This is a genomic window from Pseudomonas sp. Marseille-P9899, from assembly GCF_903166565.1.
In the GTDB taxonomy this organism is placed as follows: domain Bacteria; phylum Pseudomonadota; class Gammaproteobacteria; order Pseudomonadales; family Pseudomonadaceae; genus Aquipseudomonas; species Aquipseudomonas huaxiensis.
This window is the reverse complement of sequence record NZ_CAESCG010000014.1, coordinates 1-20716: the sequence shown is the minus strand read 5'-3', so window position 1 is coordinate 20716 and position 20716 is coordinate 1. Positions and strand designations below refer to the sequence as shown.

The 20716-nt window shown below is 56.6% G+C and carries 8 protein-coding genes; 7 read left to right on the top strand and 1 reads right to left on the bottom strand.

Translation table 11 applies throughout. The features are described from left to right. The first annotated feature begins 47 nt into the window (after positions 1 to 47). From HWV67_RS31340 to HWV67_RS31305, 7 genes are all read left to right on the top strand, one after another. Positions 48 to 14750, top strand: coding sequence for a hemagglutinin repeat-containing protein (locus tag HWV67_RS31340; protein WP_218585623.1), 14703 nt, complete (start codon positions 48 to 50; stop codon positions 14748 to 14750). Continuing rightward, on the top strand, positions 14740 to 15372 hold the full coding sequence (locus tag HWV67_RS31330; protein ID WP_175654041.1) for a hypothetical protein: 633 nt from the start codon (positions 14740 to 14742) through the stop codon (positions 15370 to 15372). The genes HWV67_RS31340 and HWV67_RS31330 overlap by 11 nt, the downstream gene beginning before the upstream one ends. Before the next feature lie 347 nt (positions 15373 to 15719). Then, on the top strand, positions 15720 to 16109 hold the full coding sequence (locus tag HWV67_RS31325; protein ID WP_175654040.1) for a hypothetical protein: 390 nt from the start codon (positions 15720 to 15722) through the stop codon (positions 16107 to 16109). 144 nt (positions 16110 to 16253) lie between these two features. After that, on the top strand, positions 16254 to 16946 hold the full coding sequence (locus tag HWV67_RS31320; protein ID WP_175654039.1) for a transposase: 693 nt from the start codon (positions 16254 to 16256) through the stop codon (positions 16944 to 16946). A gap of 97 nt (positions 16947 to 17043) precedes the next feature. Further along, positions 17044 to 17529: a hypothetical protein gene (locus HWV67_RS31315; protein WP_175654038.1), complete on the top strand. Its 486-nt coding sequence runs from the start codon at positions 17044 to 17046 to the stop codon at positions 17527 to 17529. Between the two features lie 563 nt (positions 17530 to 18092). Then, positions 18093 to 18506, top strand: a complete 414-nt coding sequence (locus tag HWV67_RS31310) for a hypothetical protein (protein ID WP_175654037.1) — start codon at positions 18093 to 18095, stop codon at positions 18504 to 18506. Between the two features lie 634 nt (positions 18507 to 19140). Then, the gene (locus tag HWV67_RS31305) at positions 19141 to 19734 is read left to right on the top strand and encodes a hypothetical protein (RefSeq protein WP_256680258.1); all 594 of its coding nucleotides are present in this window, start codon (positions 19141 to 19143) and stop codon (positions 19732 to 19734) included. A gap of 355 nt (positions 19735 to 20089) precedes the next feature. Here HWV67_RS31305 and HWV67_RS31300 read toward each other — a convergent pair whose 3' ends face one another. After that, complete coding sequence (locus HWV67_RS31300; RefSeq protein ID WP_175654035.1) at positions 20090 to 20398, bottom strand: DUF3077 domain-containing protein; 309 nt, start codon at positions 20396 to 20398, stop codon at positions 20090 to 20092. Positions 20399 to 20716: the final 318 nt, after the last annotated feature.

Genomic DNA, 20716 nt, shown 5'->3' with positions numbered 1-20716 from the left:
TGAGCAACACCGCGGGTGAGATCCTGGCCAATGAAGTCCGACTCACCGTGGGTTCGCTGGATAACGCCCAAGGTCGGGTTCAAGGCGACAACCTGCTGAAGATCGGCGGCGGAGTGCTGGACAACCGCAACGGCACTCTTGCCAGTGTTCATTCGCTGGAATTGCAGGCCAGCAGCCTCGACAACAGCCTCGGCAAACTGACCAGCAACGCAGCACTGACGGCCACCATCGCCGGTAACCTGCTCAACCAGAGCGGCTTGATCGGTGCGGGTTCGAACCTGTTGCTGAGCAGTGGCAACCTGAACAACCAGCGTGGTCAATTGCGTGCTGAAGGCAGCCTGCAACTGAAGTCCGCCTTGCTCGACAACCGCACGGGCGGGCGCATTAGCGGCAAGAGTGTCAGTGCCAGTGTGACTGGTCTGGACCAGCGCGAAGAGGGTCGTCTGGACAGCGCAAGCAGCCTGAGCCTTGACCTCAATCACGGCCATCTGAATAACCAAAGTGGCGTGATCAACAGTCCAGGCCAACTGTTGCTGAGCAACCTCGACACCGTCGATAACAGCCGTGGAGAAATTTCCAGCAGCACAGGCTTTATCCTGCACGCCAGCAGTCTGGACAACAGCCACGGCAAGCTGTTGAGCGAGCAAGCGCTGACGTTGCGCATAGCCGGTGTGCTGGAAAACGTCAAAGGCCTGGTTTCGGCCAGGAGTCTGGATGCCGTCGTCGGCAGTCTGGGCAATCTGGACGGCAAGTTGAGTGCTCGCGACAGCCTGTTACTGGGCGTGAACGGGCTGCTCAGCAACCGCAACGGCGAAGTTCTCGCCAACGATCTTTCGCTGACCAGCGGCGTTCTGGACAACGTTGGCGGGCGGATTCAGGGTGACCGGTTACTCAGGATATCCAGCGGCGCGCTGAGTAACCAGAAAGGCACCTTGGCAGCGGGTAGTACGCTCACCCTTGATGCCGCCAGCCTGGACAACACGGAAGGCAAGTTCACCAGCGACGGCGCGTTGAGCGCTGTGATTGCCGGACTCCTGCTCAACCAGGCGGGACTGGTTGCTGCTGCTGGCAACATGAGCCTGCGCCTTGGCAGCCTCGATAACCAGGGTCAGGGCCGTATCAGTAGCCAGGCTGACCTAGATCTTCTGGGTGGGGAGCTTGATAACCGCAACGGCAATCTGGATTCGACCGGAACACTGAAACTCACTGCTCTCACCCTGGATAACCGCCAGGGCAGCTTGTACGCGGACAATCATCTCGACGTGCAGCTGGATGGTCGTTTGAACAACCAGCAAGGCGCCCTGCGCAGTTCCGGGACGCTGGAGTTGAAGGCCGGCCAGGTGGACAACGGCGAGGGTGGCCGTATCAGTGGCAGCCAGTCGCTGAACGTCAGTGCAACTGGCCTGGATCAGCACAATGATGGCCGGATCTTCAGCCAGGGCGATGTGAGCCTGGACCTCAACCACGGCTATTTGAACAACCAGGGCGGAGTGATCAATGCGCCTGGGCAATTGATCCTGAGCAATCTCGGCAAGGTCGACAATCAGGCTGGAGAAATCTCCAGCAACCGTGCCTTCACCCTCGCGGCTGAAACACTGGACAACAGCAATGCCAAGGTGCTCAGCGAGCAAGCACTGACCCTGCGCATTGCGAAGGCGCTGAATAACGCCAAGGGACTGGTCTCCGCGAAGTCTCTGGACCTTCACGCCAATAGCCTCGACAACCAGCAGGGCAAACTCAGCGCCACCGACAGCCTGACGGCACAGATCGACGCTGGGCTGGATAACCGTACCGGCGAGGTACTCGCCCGCAATGTTTCGCTTACCGTAGGTTCGCTGGACAATCGCGCAGGGCTGGTGCAAGGCGATGCAACAACCAGGCTGGACAGCCTCGGTGCGGTGGATAACCGCCAGGGCACGTTGTTTGCCGCCCAGTCATTTGATGTCGCTGCGGGCAGCCTGGACAACAGCAATGGCAAGTTGGTCAGCGACCTTCAGTTGACCGCACGCATTGCCGGGCAGTTGCTCAATCAGACCGGGCTGTTTGCCGCGGGCAGCACATTGCAACTGACCGCTGGCAGCGTGGACAACGCAAGCAACGGCAGCCTCTACGCCAAAGAACACCTTGGCTTGACGGTGAATGGCGGGTTGAACAACGCCAAGGGCACGATCAACAGCGATGGCACGCTTACGCTGGTCGCGGGGCAGGTGGATAACAGCGGCGGGCGTCTGACCAGCCAGCGGCAACTCAGCGCATCCGTCACGGCACTCGATCAACACAATGATGGGCGTCTGTACAGCCAGGCCGGGGTAAGCCTGGATCTGAACCACGGTTACCTGAACAACCAGGGTGGTTTGATTCATGCGCCAGGGGCGCTGTTGCTGAGCAACCTCGCTGGCGTCGATAACCAGGGCGGGGAAATCTCCAGTACCCAAGCCTTTACGTTTTCCGCGCAAAGCCTGGATAACCGTAGCGGCAAACTGCTCAGCGAGCAGGCGCTGGTCGTGCGCATCAGTCAGGCGCTGACCAACGCCAGAGGACTGGTCTCCGCGACCGGAATCGATCTGCGGGCCAATTCGCTGGTGAACAGTGGTGGCGCTCTTGTTGCTCGTGATGCGCTGACGGCCCATGTCGAGGCGTTACTGGACAACCGCCAGGGCGAAATCACTGGCACAGATACCCTCCTGAGCGGGATGTCACTGAACAACGGCGCTGGCCTGATTCAGGGCGACAAGCTGCTCACCCTCAACCACCAGGGTGCGGTAGGCAACGTCAGTGGGCGTATCGCTGCCGGCAGCGCGTTGAACCTCGGCGCCGGCAGCCTTGATAACCGCCAGGGCAGACTCACCAGTGACGGCATCCTCGATGCCGTGATCAGCGGCCAGTTGCTCAACCAGGCCGGTCTCTTGGCCGCGAGCGCGCAGTTGCAACTGACGGCCGTCAGCCTGGACAACCAGCTCAAGGGAAGCATCACCGGCAAGAGCGATCTGAGCTTGACGATCGGGCAGGTCGACAACCGTGGTGGCGGTGTCGTGGCGGCCGGCCAACTGCAGGTCAACGGCAGCGGGCTGGATAACCGTGCGGGTGGCCTGCTCAATTCCGGCAAGGCCATGACCCTCGTGGTGGACAACCTGGACAACCGCGCCGGTGAGGTCTCGAGTGTCGCCGACCTGACTGTCAGCGGCAGCCAGTTCGACAACAGCAGAGGCGGCCGTTTGCTCGCCAATGGCGATATGCAGTTGACCCTGCAGCGCCTGGACAACCAACTCAAGGGCATCATCTCCGGACAGCGGTCGATCAGCCTGAGTGCTATCGAACTGGATAACAGCAACCAGGGCAGTGTGTACGGCAAGCGCAACCTGTCGATGCTCTTGAGCGGTCATCTGAACAACCAGCTAGGTACGCTGCGCAGCGATGCCGGGCTGACATTGCGCTCGGCCAGCTTGAACAACGATAGCGGTCGCCTGAGCAGCGCCAGCCCCTTGGCGCTGGAAACCCAGGGGGCGATCAGCAACCAGAAGGGCGAATTGCTGAGCGCCGCAACCGTGACATTGTCCAGTGGCAGCCTCGATAACCGTGGCGGGAAAGTGTTTGGCGACGGTGCCGTGCAGATCACGACCGGAGCCCTGAACAACCAGCTAAGCGGGCGCATAACCAGTACCGACACGTTGAATCTGGTGGCGGGGCAGGTGGACAACCGTAATGCGGGGCGCATTGCCAGCACTCGGGCGCTCACTGCCAGCCTTGCCGGCCTTGACCAACGGGGCGGCGGTCAGCTTTACAGCAACAGCGCGCTGACGCTGGACATGAACAAGGGCGGCCTGAACAACAGTGGGGGTCTGATCACCGCACCCGGACCGCTGGTGTTCAAGAACCTTGCAACCGTGATCAACCAGAGCGGCGAGATTTCCAGCACGCAGGCCTTCACCCTGGCCGCGCAAAGCCTGGATAACAGCGGCGGCAGCCTGTTGAGTGACCGGGCGCTGACGCTCAGGATCGACCAGGCGCTGGTCAATACCTACGGCGAGATTCTGGCGACCGGAATCGATGCCCAGGCTGCAAGCCTGAGTAACGGCAGCGGCCTGTTCAGCAGTTCGGGCAACCTGAGCCTGGCGCTGACCGGCGAGTTGCTCAACGTCGATGGCGAGGTTTCCAGTGCGGGGACCAGCGTGGTCAACGCCATGACCTTGAACAACCGCAATGGCCAGCTCATGAGCGATGTCAGCCTTGATCTGGTAATCCAGGGTGCCCTTGTCAACCAGCGGGGGACCGTGGGCGCCGCCCAGCGCCTGCAGATAGCTTCGGCGAGTCTGGACAACAGCGTGTCCGGCACCCTGGTAAGCGATGGCAGCCTGACCCTCGACGTGGGCGGTCTGTTGGATAACCAGGCCGCAGGCAGCGTAGTAGCCAAAGGGCTGATGGATATCCGGGCGGTGGCGTTGGACAACCGCGAGGGCCGCCTGACCGGACAGGACCTGCTGACCGTACGCGGCAGCGGCCTGGACAACCGTGGCGGCGTGATCCGCGCCAATCGGGATGTGAGCCTGCATCTTGCTCAACTGGACAACCGCGAAGGCCTGGTCAGCAGCAAACAGGCAATGACCATCAATGGCGACCAGTTGCGCAACCAGGGCGGCTTGATCAGCGCTGCGGGGCCGGTGCAACTGGTACTGGATACCGTCGAGAACGCCAAGGGCCGCGTTGCCAGTCAGGCTGACCTGGACGCTTCCATTGCCGTTCTGAATCAACAAGGTGGTGAGCTGGTCGCGCAGGGCAACCTGACCCTCGTCGGCACTTCGCTCGACAACCGTGCCGGGGGCCTGGTCGGCGCGACAAAAGCGCTGAAACTCAACGTCGGCGAAGTCGACAACCGTGCGGGAGAGATCTCCAGCCAGACAGACGCCGATGTGGATGGCCTGCGCCTTGATAACAGCGGCGGGAAACTCCTGGCCGGTGGCACCTTGCAACTGGCTGTGGCGCAGGTGATCAACCAGGCCAAAGGGCTGCTGTTCGCCCGCGATGCGCGTCTCAGTGGCACTTCTCTGAACAACGCCCAGGGTACGCTTGCCGGGCAGCGCTCATTGCTGGTGCAACTGTCCGAGGGGCTGGAAAACACCCACGGCCAGATCAGCAGCGAAGGGACCTTGCAGGCGTCCGCTCAGCGTATCGACAACACGGCTGGTAGCCTTTCCAGTGCCGGCAAGCTGGAGATCACCAGCCGCGGCGATCTGCTCAATCAGGGTGGCGTCGTTGAAACCGCGCAAACCCTGGCGCTGACCAGCGCCAGCCTCGACAACAGCCAGCAGGGTCTGCTCAAGAGCCAGGGCGCGGCCGTCGTGAGCACGGGGCAGTTCAATAACACCGGAAACGGGCGGCTGATCAGTGCCGAAACCCTCGACCTGACTGCTTCCCAGGTCAATAACGAGGGCCGAATCTCCAGTGCCTCGACGTTGACTGCCAACCTTGCCGGCCTTGCCCAGCAGGGTGGCGAGCTGTTCAGTAACACCCAGGTGACCCTCGATCTGCAGCAGGGCGACTTGAACAATGCGGGTTTGATCAACGCCCCGATTCTGGTACTGAAAAACCTTGGCAACGTCACCAACCGCAACGGTGAAATCTCCAGCCAGGGCGGGTTCACGTTGGCCGCCCGCACCCTCGATAACAGCAGTGGCAAGCTGATCAGCAACCAGAGTCTGGCCCTGCGGGTGGATCAGGTACTGCTCAATGTCAAAGGCCGTATCAGTGCAGCCAGCTTGAATAGCCGCAGCCTCAGCCTGAACAACGTAGACGGCATGCTCAGCAGCCGTGGCGTACTCGAGATCAGTGCCACCGATCTGATCGACAACCAGCGTGGCACCCTGGCCGGTGACGGTACGGTGCTGCTGACCAGCGCCAGGCTGGCAAACACGGGTGGCGAGATTGCGGGCAAGGCTGACCTGACCGTCAATGCGGATCGTATCGATAACCAGAGCGGCAACTTGATCGGCACCGACACGCTGCAGGTTAACGGTACTGAGCTGGATAACCGAGGCGGTCTGATCGGCGCTACGAAAGCGCTGAGCGTCGCGGTCGCAAGCATCGACAACCGCGCGGGCGAGCTCACCAGCAATGCCGACGTTGTTATCGCTGGCCAGCGCCTGGACAACAGTGACAACGGCCTGGTGTTTTCGGGACGGGCGCTGTCCTTGACAGTCGATCAGGTCCTGAACCGTAACAAGGGTCAACTCAGCAGCCAGTCGCTGGCGCTGGGCGGCAAGACGCTGGACAACGCCGGCGGGAAAGTTCTCAGCCAGTTGCCACTGGTAATGGATTTCACGGGTGATCTGAACAACAGCCAGGGCTTGATCAGCAGCGAAAGCACCCTTGAGATCAAGGCGCGCAATCTGGATAACCAGCAGGGCAGTTTGTCCAGTGCACAACGGCTGGCCGTCACACTCAGCGGCATGCTGGATAACCAGAAAGGCGAGTTGCTCAGCGACGCCGCCGTGGCGCTGCGCAGCACCAGCCTGAGCAACCAGCAGGGCAATATCAGTAGCCGGGGAGCGTTGTCGGTCACCACGGGCGCGCTGAACAACCAGGCGGGACGTCTCGGTAGCGGCGAAACGCTGGAATTGTCGGCCGGGCAGGTCACCAACGGTGGCAGTATCGGCAGCGCCAAGGCACTGAGCGCAAGCATCACCGGTCTTGACCAGCAGGGCGGCAAGCTCTTCAGCAACAGCGGCCTGACGCTCGACCTGAACAATGGGCAACTGAACAACCAGGGCGGGTTGATCAATGCCACTGGCGCGCTGCTATTCAACAATCTCAATACCGTCAGCAACCTGAACGGTGAAATTTCCAGCACCCAAAGCTTCACCCTCAGCGCACAGAGCCTGGACAACGAATCGGGCAAGCTCTTGAGTAATCAGGGCCTGACGCTGCGCTTGAGTCAGATGCTGACAAACCTCAAGGGCTTGATCGGTGCGGCTAGCCTGAATATCCATGCGGGAGCGCTGGATAACCGTGGCGGTATGGTAACCAGTCGTGGCGACCTGCAATTGACCAGCGATGGGCGTCTAGACAACAGCGAACAGGGGTTGATCAGTGCGACCGGAGCGTTGACGGTTGTCGGCGCGGAGCTGAATAACCAGAACGGCAGCCTGCTCGGCACCGCCGCCGTCACCCTGAATGCCATGGCGCTGGATAACCGTCTGGCGGGTTTGATCAACAGCCAGGGTGTGCTTGATCTGAGGGCCGCCAGCCTGAACACGGGCAATGGCGGAGAGGTGTCTTCCAAAGGCGCAATGGCACTGAACCTGGGTGGTTTGACCCTGGCCAGTGGGCGAATAGTCGGTGATCAGAGCATCACACTGGACTTCAATAACGGCTCGTTCGACAACCGCAATGGCCAGATTCTCGCCAAAGGCTCGCTGACCCTTGAACGGCTCGGTAGCTTCAGCAACCAGAACGGCGAACTGTCCAGCCTGCAAAACCTGTCGATGAATGCATCGACCCTCGACAATAGCTCCGGCAAATTGATCGGCAGCCGCGTGCTGACCATCAACGCCAATGAGCTGATCAACCGCGAGGGGCTGATCTCGGGCTGGCAGGGTGTCGATATCGACGGCGTTCGTCTCGACAACCGCGACAACGGTACCGTCTCCAGTCGACAGGGGACTGTTGACGTCAGTCTTTCCGGATCCTTGCTCAACAGTGGGGCCGGTGCTCTGGTCAGTCAGGGCCGTTTGACCGTGCAGGCCGACAGCATCGATAACAATGGCGGGATCCTGTCCAGTGGCGCTGAGCAAAGCATTACGGTCACAGGCGCGCTGGACAACACGAACAATGGCCTGATCGATAGCGGCGCCGACCTGGAGCTGCGGGCCGCCACGCTGGACAACACCGGCGGGACCGTCAATTCCCAACAAGCCCTGCTGCTCGCCATATCCAGCCTGGACAACCACGCTGGCACGTTGGCCAGTCGAGGCCCGCTGCTGCTGCAGCAGGCCACTCGGGTCAACAACCAGGGCGGTCAGATCGTCAGCCAGAGCCTGCTGACCCTACTTGCGCGCGGCATCGATAACCGCCAGAAAGGCACCATTGCCGCGAAAGAGCGGGTGACGATCACCAGTAATGACCTTGTCCAAAACGATGCTGACGGTTTGATCTACAGCCAGGCTGCCGACGTGCGGGTAAAGGCTGCGGGGCTTAGTAACGTCGCCGGACAGGTTCGGGGCCAGGTGGGTCTGGATCTGGAGTTCGATAATGGTGTCAACAACGAGGGTGGCACGCTTCTGGCGCAAACCGGTGATGTCGTCCTCAAGGCCAACACTCTGGCCAACCAAGGCGGCACGCTGGCGAGTGTCAACGGGCTGCTGGACGTCAATATTTATACCTCCCTGTTGAACGGCTATGACCAGGCCAGCAAAGGAGGGGTACTTCAGGGGCAGCGCCTGAATCTGGTGGCTGGCGTCATCGACAACCAAAACGGTCGAATTGCCGCGCAAGCCGGCGAGGCCGTACTTCGCTTCAACCAACTGACCAACGCGCAGGGCGGTGTATTTGCCAAGGACCGATTGCAACTGGAAGGCGGCTCCCTGAACAACGACTTCGGTCAGGTCGCTGCGAACAAGGTTGAGATAGGTCTTTCCTCGCGGCTCGATAACGTCTCAGGGGTCATCGAAAGCGACACCACGCTGGGCGTGCGAGCCGTCGCCGTCATCAACCAAAACGGCCAAATACGCGCTCTGGGTCGCGATGGCACAAGCAACTTCCAGATTGACGGTACATTCAACAACAACAATGGTCGCCTGGAGGTGGTCAACAGCGATCTGGTACTGAACAGCGTCGCCCTTCAGAACCAGGCGGGCAGTATCTTGCACAGTGGCACCGGTACCTTTGATGTTGCCACCTCGAACCTGCATTACGTCGGTGGTGAGGTGGTAACCCGAGGTGGTTTGACACTGGTAGCGGACAGATGGATCAACAACGGCCTGATTCAGGCCGCGCGCCTCACCGTAAACGTCAACAACCTGCAGCAAACTTCCGAAGGGCAATTACTGGCGTCTGACAGCTTCACCGGGAGTGGAGCGAGCTGGTTCAACGAAGGTGCGATTGCCAGCGATGCCGGCATGACGATTCAGCTCACCGGTGGTTACACCGGCAATGGCCGGCTCAGCAGTCTCGGGGCCATGAGTTTCGCCAGCGCACGGTTGGAATTGGCTCAGAACGTCAGTATTGCCGGCGGGGCGGCCACCCGAATCAGCAGCACCGTCCTGAACAATCATGGCCGCATCAGTTCCGTCGGCGACCTCACAATTGATGCCACCACGTTGAACAACTTCGGCTCGTTGGGCGCAACGGAAAAGGTTCGCCTGAACGTTAGCCATTTGTTGAACGAGAAAGGCCTGATCTTCAGCGGCAATGACATGACCTTGCGGGTCAACGATGTCACCAACCGCTTTGGCGATTTCTACAGCCTTGGCGGGCTGGATATCGCGCGCGACGATAGCAATGGCAACAGCGCCCTGATCGAGAACGTCTCGGGCACCCTCGAAAGCGCCGGCAATATGCGCCTGATGGCGGACAGCCTGAGTAACCGTCGCGACCAGTTCAGCACCGAGAAAAAGGTCCGCTCGGGCAGCCTCGTCATCACGAGCAATGATTACTGCAAAGGTAAAGGTTGCGAGCTGTATTTCGATGCAGTGGAGATATCCGAAGATGTCGTCAAAGGTAGCTCGGCCAGTGCGTTCATCAACGCTGGCGCCGACCTGACGGTTGCCGGCAAGACCTTCTCCAACCTCTACAGCTCGGTATCGGCGACAGGCAACATCCTGATCAACACCGGGGTACTGAACAACACCGGTGCAGCCGGAGGTGAAGAGGTTCATCTCTCGACCCTTGCCTACACCCGCGATCGTGGTCTCTACAACACCTTCATCAATCTCCAGGCGAGGTTCAACGACACCAACAATCCGAACTCGGCCAACTACCGTCCGGGCGAGGTCACCCTTGATCAGATCATGGCGCTTGGCATTTATGACCATACGTCCCGCTATACAGTGCCGACATCTGGCAGCGTTCTCGCTCCCGCCGTCATCCAGGCCGCAGGTTCGGTAACGATCAACGCGACGCAGAAGATCGACAACAGCGTCATCCGGCCGAACGCCACCGACCTCAATACCCCGGCGCAAACCCGCGATACCAATGCCGATGTCTTCGCGTCGACCATCAAACCCGTTATTACCGCGCAATTGCCGCCGGACCTGGCCCAGCGTCAGATCAATCCGCTGACCTTGCGCAGCTTCAGTTTGCCGGACGGAAAAGACGGTTTGTTCCGCCTGAGCACGCTGGATGCCAGCAACGGCAATATCGCCCAAGGCAGCGCCGCGCCTCAAAACTGGTCCGTGGGTGGTACCGGCATCGGGCTGACCCAGCGCCAGCAAGCGCTTCCCGAAACCCACGGGCGCACGTTCCAGCTGGACGGTGTCGAGCAACTGTCTGCCAGCGCGCGTCAGCTCTCGGTGGCGGCGCGTGAAGCCAGCGGTATCGGTGCCAGTGCCAGCGTCATCAAGGTTGCTGGCCCGGGTGATGCGCAGGTGGGTGTCTGGCAGCCGGGTAATGCCACGGTGGGCGATATCACCCGTGCGGATGGCATTGGCACTCAAGACACCTCTGCCGGTTCGGCGTCGGCTGTCGACGTCTCGCGGGCAGATCTCGATCTTTCGGGGCTGACCCTCGGCGAACGCGGTACGCAGATTGTCGTCACCGCGCCTTCCGGATCGGGGACTTCCCGCCCGGACCTGAATGTCGACCTCAACACCGGCAATCGTGGTGTCAGCGTCGCAGGCAGCCAGGCGGGCGGCGTTCGCCCTGACCTGACCGTTTCGGCCCTGACCAAAGACAGTCGCGATGTCAGCGTGCCCGGTAGCCAGCCGGGCACTGCGCGGCCCGATATGACGGTGGCCGGCCTGACCAGCGCAGAGCGTGATGTCAGCGTAACCATTGGCCAGCCGGGCGCTGGGCGTCCTGATCTGACGGTTGCAAACCTGACCGCTGCGGAGCGTGATGTCCAGGCAACCGGAAACCAGCCGGGCGCCGGGCATCCTGACGTGGCGGTGGCAAACCTGACTGCTGCGGAGCGAGACATCCGCGTCACGGGCACTCCTGCGCCGGTCAATGCGCTTCCGGCGCTGGCACCGCTCGCCGTTGGCGCGCCCACGGTCAACGTGAACCCCGTGGAAAGCGGCAATCGGCCTGCACCGGTCGTAGCTCAACCACTTGCTGCCGTTGAGCAATCAACGCCTGTGGCCAGTCAGACCATCGACCGTGTCCAGGGCCTGCCCGATCGTAGCGCTGTTGCCCAGCCGCACAAATACCTGATCGAAACCAACCCGGTGCTCACCGAGCTCAAGCAGTTCATGAGTTCCGACTACCTGCTGGCGGGGCTCGGCTACAACCCGGATGACAGCGCCAAGCGCCTGGGTGACGGCCTGTATGAGCAGCGCCTGATTCAGCAGGCAGTGCTGGAACACACCGGCCAACGCTTCATCGACGGGCAGAACACCGGCGAAAAGCTGTTCAAGTACCTGATGGATAACGCGCTGGCCAGCCAGCAGCAACTCAAGCTGACGGTGGGTGTCACCCTGACCGCGCAACAGGTTGCGGCCCTGACCCACGATATCGTCTGGCTCGAAGAGTACGAGGTGAATGGCGAAAACGTCCTGGTGCCGGTGCTGTACATGGCCCATGCCGACGGCCGCCTGGCCCCGAACGGTGCCTTGATCGCCGGTCAGGACCTGAACCTGATCGCCGGCGAAAACCTGCTCAACGCTGGCACCCTGCGCGCCACCAACAACCTCTCGGCCATGGCCGGCAACGACCTCATCAACAGCGGCCTGATCGAAGCGGGTAACCGCCTGGACTTGCTGGCCGGCAACAACATCATCAACAAGTCCAGCGGCATCATCAGCGGTCGCGACGTGAGCCTCACCGCGGTCGCTGGCGATGTGATCAACGAACGCACCATAACCACTCTCGACAACAGCACCGGCAAGTCGTTGACCCGTGACTTTGCCGACAGCGCCGCGCGGATCGAGGCGGCCAACGACCTGAGCATTCGGGCCGGGCGCGATATCTGGAACGTGGGGGGCGTGCTGACCAGTGGGCGTGATACCAGCCTTTCCGCCGGGCGCGACGTGCATATCGAGTCGGCAGAGCAGGTCGTCAATATCGATCTGGGCAAGATGCTGCGCGGGCAGACCATCACGCAAAACGGCTCCACCGTGGAAGCCGGGCGTGACCTGAACGTCGCGGCCGGGCGGGACTTCAGCGCCATTGCCAGCCGCATTGATGCCAAGCGAGACCTGGACATCTCGGCAACGGAAGACCTGAGCATCATCTCGGCCGCGGACGAAGAGCACACCACCAGCAAGACCCGGACGGTGAAGCGCCAGGAAGACCACGTAAGCCAGGTCTCGTCGGTGCTCAGTGCGGGCGGCGACGTCACCCTGACGGCTGGCCAGGACCTGGCCATGATCGCCAGCCGGATCAGCGCGGGCGACAACGCCTACCTGGTTGCCGGTGATCGCCTTGCCCTGCTGGCCGCCGAAGACAGCGACTACTCGCTGTACGACATGAAGAAAAAGGGCAGCTTCGGCAGCAAGAAAACCCAGCGCGACGAAGTTACCCAGGTCACCAACATTGGCAGTGAAATCACCACCGGCGGCGACCTCACCCTCGAAAGCGGCAGCGACCAGCACTACCAGGCCGCCAAGCTTAACAGCGGCGGCGACCTGACCCTCGACAGCGGTGGGGACATCACCTTCGAAGCAGTGAAGGACCTGCATCAGGAGAGTCACGAGAAGAGCAAGTCCGATGCGGGCTGGTTCAGCATGAAGGGCAAGGGCAGCACCGATGAAACCGTGCGCCAGAGCGAACTGGTGGCCCAGGGTGACCTGGTCATCAAAGCGGTCGGCACCATCCACGCGGACGTGTTGCAGGTCAACCAACAGACCGTGCACGAATCCATCGACGCCATGGTCAAGGCCGATCCGAAACTCGCGTGGCTGAAAGAGCTGGATGCGCAGGGCGGAGTCGACTGGCGACAGGTGCAGGAGATTCATACCAGCTTCAAGTATTCGAACTCGGGGTTGGGGCCGGCGGCGCAGATCATTATTGCGATCATTCTGGCGGCGGTTGCCGGGCCGATGTTCAGCGGGCTCATCGGTACCGGCGCAACAGCGGGTACGGCCATGGCGTCTGCAGGCTTCACTGCGACTGGAACGGCCGTTAGTGCCGGCTGGGCGAACGTCGCACTCTCTGCCGTGGCTACCTCCGCAGCTACGAATGCAACTGTTAGCACTATCAACAACCGAGGCAATCTCGGGGCGGTATTCAAGGATGTGACCTCCACGGATGCCATGCGTGGCTACGTTGTGACCGGCGTTACGGCGGGGCTGACCGCTGGGGTTTACGACAAGTGGACCGGCACGCAAACACAGGTTGGCGGAGCTTTGCCGAACGCCAGCAAAGTTGTCGCTGAGGGTGGTTTGAACACGCTTGATGGCGTTACCCGATTCGGAGCCAATCAGTTGTTGCAGAACGGGACGTCGACCCTTCTGGATAGGGCATTGGGTGGTGACAGCCAGTTCGATGATGCATTGCGTACCAGCTTGGTCAATACCTTCACTGCTGTTGGGTTCAATGCAATCGGTGACGCCTATGTCGGAGCGCCGAAGACGGCAGTAAACCAGATAACCAAGGTTGGTCTTCACGCAATCATGGGTGGTTTGGCGGCTGAAGCGGCGGGAGGAGACTTCAAGACTGGCGCATTGGCTGCGGGCTTGAACGAAGCGTTGGTCGATAAGTTGGCCGGACAGTTTGGTGATATGCCAAAGGCCGATAAGGACCGGCTGTTGGTGATGAGTTCACAGCTGGTTGGTGTGCTTGCGGCCGCTGCTTCGGGAGGTGATGCGAAAGAGCTTGCGACGGGTGCTTGGGTTGCTGCGAACTCGACGCAGTACAACTATCTCACTGACCATGAAATGCAGGTGTTTGCTAAGGAGTTGAGTAACTGCAGTGGGACGGGCTGTGACCAGATCGCTCAACGCTATTTCGCCATCCATAAGCTCAACCAGCAGGCGCTGGAGGACGCATGCAGTGGCAATACCACGTCTGCTTGCCAAGCTAAAGCGGCAGAAATCTATGACGCCGTCTTGAAGTGGCAACAGCTGGGCTATTACGCTGAGCTTGAGGGACAGCCTGGAGAGATTCTGAAAGCCTTTCACCAGCTGAATTTGGAAGCACAGCCTGTAGCTACTGCGGGCATAGCAGCACCATCGGGCAGTGCGTTTATCGAGGCGTTGGGCCTCAATCCGGCTAGTGAAGCTGCGGTTCTTTTTGCGGCTAAGTTTGGGGCAATAGTCGTAGGTAAGGCAAAATCCAGAGAGAGTATTACTTATGTAACAAAAGACAAAGTTCCTGAAAATATGAGCCCTCCCGGGGCGGGGCGAAGAGGTGCTTTTAATGAAGCCAAACGCCAATCTGGTGTTCCTACCAGTCAGCAACCTAGCCGCGTTTTACAAAATGTCGATAAAAGGGGTAATCCTCAGCCGGGATATATATATGAATTTGAAATTCCAGTATCAGGAGGGGGTACTAAAACGGTAAAGATTCGCGACGATGCAGGTGGGCACGATTTTGGGTTGGGGAACTTACAGAATCGAGGTTCCCACTTTAATGATGAGGCTGGAAATCACTATGACTATTGATATCAAGATTGCGAGCTCAAATGATATAGCTTCTAATGAGATAATTAATCTTGGTTGTTCTGATGGGTGGGCAACTGGTGAGCTTTCAGTGGCAAGTTTCTTGGTTGAGGGGACTTCGAATGATTTATTGGTTTCGGTGTTGGCTTTTGTTTATGGCCTATCGTCTAAGAATATACCGGGTCATGATTTTTGGTTGTTGTTAGGGAACTCGGCATGGCAGTCGGATACTCGCATGGTTCGTTATAGAAAACTGTGGGGAGCACTAAAGTTTCGAGGTCATGAGGTATTGGGCGGGGCGGACCTACAAGAGTCTCTTATTGAGTTGGGAGGGAAAATAAAATTCTTTGGTGCTTTACGGCTATCAGAACTGTCCTTTAATACTGCTATTGGTGCGCTTTTGTCGGAGCGGTGTTCATATTTTGCTCTATTACCTAGCGGTTATGAAGTTCGTAGTGTGCTTTGTAAGGGATGGTCTGGGCAATTGACTGAAGATTTAAATTTTATTGATTGCATATGTGATGAAAATGGGCTGGTTTTCAAGAGCATTGGAGAGTTTGATGATGTTGAGCGAGGTTTTGTGTCTATTGGATCGACTGAGCTTATAACGCAGTTGTTAAAGTAGCGGAAAAGCGGAGGGGAAAAGCGGACAAGGGAAAAGGGCCGGGAAAAGGGGACAGATTTGAATGGCACTTACTTAACATGTTTAGGGTGCCCGTTTTTCCTGGCATCTGCCCTTGCTGATCAGGAAAAGAGGAAAAGGGGACAAGAGGAAAAGGAGAGGAAAAGGGGACGGATTTATTTTTCTAAATGTCCCATTTTTTCCTTGATCACCTGTTGCAGGAGCAGCAACGGCGTCTTGACGAACTCATGGCTGTTCGTCGGAACCAGGCGGCTAGCTCAGGCTACTTTAAGTAAGTTGCGGCACTGCCTCTACACGCGACACAAATTTAACTAAGGACTCTTCAATTGATGGACATGAAGCCAAAGATCATAACCCTCGTATTACTCACCACCGCAAGCTTTGGGCTCAACATCTCTAGTCGGTTGTATGGCGGGCTGGGTCCGGCCATGGACGTATTGGCAGTAAGTCCGCTGCTCGGTCAGCGCATTTTTATGGGCATGGCGCAGGACATACTTATTACATCAATAAGTTGTGTATTTATCCCTGTGGTAATGGCTTTGTTGAACTGCCCCCGAGTCGCTTGGGGGGTATTGGTGTTCGGTTTCTTGATGTTGCTCCCAGTGCCGCAGGGGCCGATTTTGGGGCAGGCTTTCATATTGGCTTGGGCGATTGCATTTTTGGGGTGGTGGGGATGGAGCAAGTTTCGTAATTTTAGAGAATACTATCGTGCCAAATAACTCGCCTCTGTAGTCCTGTTACCTATAGGTAACTTATAGCAGTGTCCGGACGTGGAAAAGGGGACCGTGGAAAAGGTGGAAAAGGGGACAGATTTATTTTCTTTCGCTTTGCTAAGCTGAAAACCTCAATGGAATGAGGTTGCTATGCCAAGAATAGGACGAGTCGTATTACCCAACTATCCCCATCACGTTGTTCAGCGTGGTCACAATCGGCAGGTGGTATTCGCTGCTGCGGAGGACTACCAGCGCTACGTCAATGATCTACAGGAACTGAAGGACACATTTGGTATAAAGATTTATGCTTACTGTCTGATGACAAATCATGTCCACCTGTTGTTGGAGCCTGGAGAGGCAGTCGCAGGCCTTGGTCAGATGATGAAGGCGTTGGCAGCCCGAGCGACGCGATATCGGAATAAGTTAGAAGGGCGATCAGGAACGTTATGGGAAAGCCGATATAAGTCCAGTGTGGTGCAGTCAGAGAGCTATCTGCTTGCCTGTTGCCGATACATTGAGCTAAATCCCGTGAGGGCTTGCATGGTGGATGATGCTGAAGACTATACATGGTCGAGCTACAGAGCCAGAGTTCAACTTCAACCAGGTTTTGATTGGCTGGATATTTCTGCCTGCTATTCCGCGTTGGGAGAAACTCCTGAAATACGAAAAGATCGGTATATATCGTTTTTAAGGCAGGCTGCTTCGAAGCACGAGTTAAATCTAATTAGGTCAGCCTTGCAGCGAGGGCAGTTGACCGGCGCTGATCGCTTTGTTGATGAGGTGGAGAAAATATCAGGTGTCAGATTGGAACTGCGGGGACAGGGTCGGCCAAGGTCGGGTTAAAGAAAATAAATCCGTCCCCTTTTTCTCCGTCCCCTTTTTCTCCCATGAACGGAGTAAATCTGCCCACTTCATTATTTTTTCTTACAGGAAATATGTGATGAGCGATAAGTATGCTGTTGTTTTAGAGCCCGGATTGGTTTTGCCAGAGAGGGGGCTTATGGTCAGCCAAGCTTGGGGAGATTTACCGGTTTCTTATTTTCAGGATCAAGAAGTTTTCAATGACTGCAGTTTTCTAGATTTAAAAGTAAATAAATGGGAGTGCAATAGCCTGTGGGGTTCTAAACAGGAAGTTGAACCTTGGGTAAGGATTGAAATATTTAGAGGGCCGGCGCTGAGTGAATATCTGCAGAATGAAGGTTCCTTTTTGTTTGAAGAGTTTTCAGGTGGGGCTTTAATTGTTTTAGAACTGGATGAGGATGGGAGCGAAATCGACGAGGTGTTACTGTTGCGCTTGGTGTCGGTTTTTCTGGGGCGCTTCAAGGTTTACAAATGGTCTGAAAGTATTCGAGAAATAAGTGTGGATATGATTGCATCAATACCAGCTAAATATACTGTCCGTGAGCGACTGTTTAAATGCGTGTAGGAGATTTTTAGGAGAAGGCTCAATGGCATTGGGAGGAGGAGGGCCAGGTTAATTGCCAAATGTCGCTAGTTTTCAAAAAAACGGGCAAGGGTAACCCAATTGTGGGTTTTTGAAGACCGATAGGTATTGGCGGGCGGTCAGGGCAGTCTGTAACCAAAAGTCAAGTCCACTATGAGAGGAAAAGGGGACAGATTTATTTTTCTGAGGATTGAAAAAATAAATCTGTCCCCTTTTTCGGTCGTCCCCTTTTTCGGTCTTTTGATCATGTGAAGCCAAAAAGTTGTGGTGGTACAAATTGCAGCTCAAACCTTCAGGTTCTATCTCGGCAAGAAAATAGAGCTAAATCTGACAATCAGGTAAACTTAGATGAATAGTTCGATTCGAAACATATATAAGCTGCCTTCAATTGAGCGTGTAAAGTGTATGGCTAAAGGGTTGGCTTTGTTGGATGCCATAATTATGCCTGAGTGGGAATATAGATATTTCTCATTCAACTGCAATTGGGGCGGGGCGGGGAAAGAAAAGATGGGCTCAATGAGAGACGGCTCGGGGGGGGAGTGCTTTTGCACTTTACTAACGCAGGCGTTGCAGGGAAGGTAATATTTGGCTCGCTTCTATCTGATGCGTCTAGCTGCTTGAGCACTATGCCCGAGGCGTTTCAGCAATTTAAAGTTGAGTCAGCGTTCTCTACGGATAATGCAAGTCTGTTTTTTTGGCGAGGTGTCAAGCAGTCTTCGTGGTGTGCGTCACCGGATGGCCTGAAAGATTATCCGCTGCTAGGTTTTTTTGTGGAAGGCATTGAGGCTTATAAAGTTCTGGTTAAGGACTATTACGAAAAAAACATTGATGCAGTAGTACTTGAGGAAGTATTCGCGTCGCTAAATGTGACTGCGGACCAACTAATGGTTCTTAATTCTGATATAAATTTCGATGACTTGGCTGATGATTTTAAAGAAATTTTAGGTCGTGCACTTTAACTTTTAAACTCGTAGGCCGGGCCGGAAGCGGAACACGGAACACGGAACACGGAACACGGAACACGGAAAAGGGGACAGGGAAAAGGACAGGGAAAAGGGGACCAGGGAAAAGGAGGGAAAAGGGGAGAGGGAAAAGGAGACGGATTAATTTTCTAGAGAGGAAAAAGGAGGGGAAAGGGATAGGGGAAGGGGACGGATTTATTTTTCTAAGTGGCCGAAAATAAATCTGTGCCCTTTTTCAGGGTTTTGACTATTGGTTCGAGAATGAGGTAGGGCTTCAAGCCCAGTTAGTTGGCCTTGAGGTGGAATGGATAGATTGATATGGACCAAAAGGACCAAAAGGGGACGGATTTATTTTTCTAAGTAGCCGAAAATAAATCTGTCTCCTTTTCTGCTGAAAATAGATCTGTCCCCTTTTCTTGTCCCTTTTTCTTACAGGTATAATCCTGCAACGGTCGATTTGACGAAGTTTTGATAAATTATGAAATCATATATACAAATTTCAATTAGAACTAAATCTGAAACGATTGGCTGGGGAGCTGGCGAGAGGCTTATTGACTCGTTAAGTCTGAACGATGGTCTACTGATTCCGGAGCAGGTATCGCATAACGCAGATAAATTCACGGAGCCCTTCATGGGCAGGGCTACGAGTGAGAGTGTTTGGGCATCCAAGGCTACCATACGTGTCAATGGCGCCTTATCTGACTTCTACCAAGATTTTGCATGGCGAAGAAAAAATGCCATTAAGTGTTCGGGAAGTGTAGTTCATACATCGCGAAATATTCGGGGGCAAATTATTCCAGGTTCAGTTCGCTTTAATTCTGCTTGCAGCGAGAGGGTTGATTGGTATTCGCTATTCAAGGCGTGGTGTGAAATTTTCCCCCCTCAACTTGGAATGCTTCATCTCTTTAGTGATCCTGAGTTAGGCTCTCATGAAAAAAATAACAGCTTTCAGATTGGGTCATTCAATTCGGCGTTGAAGCCAGACATTCCAAACATTGGCTGGGCAATGTTTTACGGAGATGAGTTTGCCAAGGAGGTGAATGCTGACCGGCTCGCGGCGTCAGGCTTTCCCGTTGAAAAGTTAAGTGACGGGTATCTGGTGAGAGTTACAAAAAACCTTCAGGATGTGACGAGTGATTTTTCGCTATTTTCAAAGCGCCGCGCTGAGCTTAAGAGCTTATTTCGGGAAGATTTCTTCTTAATCAAGAATGAGACTTCGATTTGAATACCCCTACACCGGCCTCGCGCCGGTGTTGTTTCACCTGCTTAGCCTTTCTTCTCAGTTGCCCGCTTGGTTGCTGCTGGTTCCCATAATCCGCGATACCTGATATTTAAGAATCATCCCGTCCAGCAGTGCCTTGATAACCGATTTCTCGGCTTCGAAGGAAAAAGGGAGAAAAGGGGACAGATTTGAATGGCACTTACTTAACAGCTAACCACTTGAACTGAAAGCAAAAAATGAAGAAGGGCTGGTCTTTGTCTACGGTGATAGTTGCGAAAACACACCTCGGAGAAAGGGGGCGACGGAAAAGCGGACGCCCCTTTTTCTGGCTCGCTCACACGCCCCATAACTCGACTATTCAGCCTTCGCCTCTCTGCCCCGCAACCCCCCTCAATAACGACTCAACCAACGCCCGCGAAATCTCCAGCGAGTGATAACTGCTCCACGCCAGGTCCCCCACTTCCTGCTCGGCCAGTTCGCAGACTTGCAGGTTGGTTTCGAAGGTTGACTTCAACGTCATGGACAGGTGCACCAGGGCATCTTCGATATCGACACCGGCGCAGACGGCGAACAGGGGTTTGTGGCTGTCGTTGCACACGCTGAAGTGGGTGTGGACGGTGGCGAGGCGAGGGGTGCTGGCGGGTGGATCAGGTACGGGCTTTTTCATGGTGTCGATCTCTGTGGAGGAGTGAAACGCCACGAACCCGCTGTCAAGCAAGAGGGTGGCGACTGTGCGCGGGTTGACAGACCGGTCCACAGAGAAAACCCGGCGCGCCCGAAGACGCCCACACGCACAGCTGCCATAGCAACCAGCGTTCTGCGGAAAGGTCGGCCTGTCAAAGCCGGTCGTTGATTTGGCAACGACCGGCGAAGACTAGGTGCCGATTCCCACGAGCGCAACGGCTGATAAGGCGCGGAAGTATGATTGGGAAATTGCCTACATGAAAGTCGGAAGAAGCCGGAATTTCGTAGCTTTATGCAACAC